We start from the raw sequence: 1,154 nt of genomic DNA, 5'->3' as shown, positions 1-1,154 counted from the left end.
TTGCGTGTACACCACGTCGTCCTGTCTAACGACAGTTATCAATTAATCTGGAATTTCCATCACATTATTATGGATGGCTGGTGTCTATCGGCGGTATACGGGGAGTTCAATCGACTATATAAAGCGTTAGAAAACGGGGCTTTGCCAGCTGATCTCAAGAAGCAGGTGATAAAAGACAAGCAGGATCAGGCAACCTACGAAGAGTATATCGGATGGCTAGAAAAACAAGATCAAGAAAAAGGGCTGTCTTACTGGTCAGATGTATTAGCAGGGTATGAAGAAGTTGCCGAGATTAAACCTGTGTATACCCCGCAAGCGAGCGAACAGCAAGTGGAGCGCCTAGCGATTACCTTAACAGCTGAGGACCGATTGCGGATCAAAGAACTGACATCCGCGAATCAAATGACGGTGAGTAATGTCGTGGAAACGGCGTGGGGAGTTGTGTTGCAGGCATACAGCGGACAAAAAGATGTGGTATTCGGGAAAGTCACATCTGGACGGCAAAGCGATGTGCGGGGAATCGAAGAGATCGTCGGTCTGTTTATTAATACGATCCCGGTGCGTGTAGCGAGCAAAGAAGGCATGAGTGTGCTGAATCTGCTCAAAGACATGCAACAGCAGGGGTCGGAAAGTGAACAATATGCCTATTGTTCGCTCGCAGAGATTCAAGCACAGACGGAGCAGAAGCAGCATTTGATTCAAGTGCTCTATGTGTTTGAAAACTATTATGTGGATACAGACAAGCTAACAGATTTCACGTATAAGATAGGATCTGGCCGCGATCAAAACCACTATAACTTGACGTTATGCGCATATGAGTCGGGAGAGAAGATAGTCTGTGAAATGCTGTACAATCCGAATGTGTATGCGAATGAGGACATTGTACAAATGCTTGCGCGGCTAGAACATGTGCTACATGCCTTAGCAGCAAACCCGGAAATGAAGGTATCTGAACTCGAAACGACAACAGAGGAAGAAAAAGAGCAGATACTAGGTGCGTTTCAAACCAAGCCAACGCAATATCCGCACGAGGAATCGATCAAAAGCCTCTTTGAGGCGCAGGTTAAGAAAACACCCGATCGGATAGCAATATCCTGCGGGACGGAGCAGCTGACGTATACGGAGTTAAATGCGAAGGCAAACATCGTTGCCAA

1 protein-coding gene is annotated in these 1,154 nt (G+C 46.5%); it reads left to right on the top strand.

Translation table 11 applies throughout. The features are described from left to right. The coding region (locus ACTJKB_RS30835; protein ID WP_440838034.1) for a condensation domain-containing protein at positions 1 to 1,154 on the top strand (1,154 nt) is incomplete at both ends.

The organism is Paenibacillus sp. 22594 (genome assembly GCF_052044425.1).
In the GTDB taxonomy this organism is placed as follows: Bacteria; Bacillota; Bacilli; order Paenibacillales; family Paenibacillaceae; genus Paenibacillus_AQ.
This window is presented reverse-complemented; position numbering and strand designations above follow the sequence as displayed.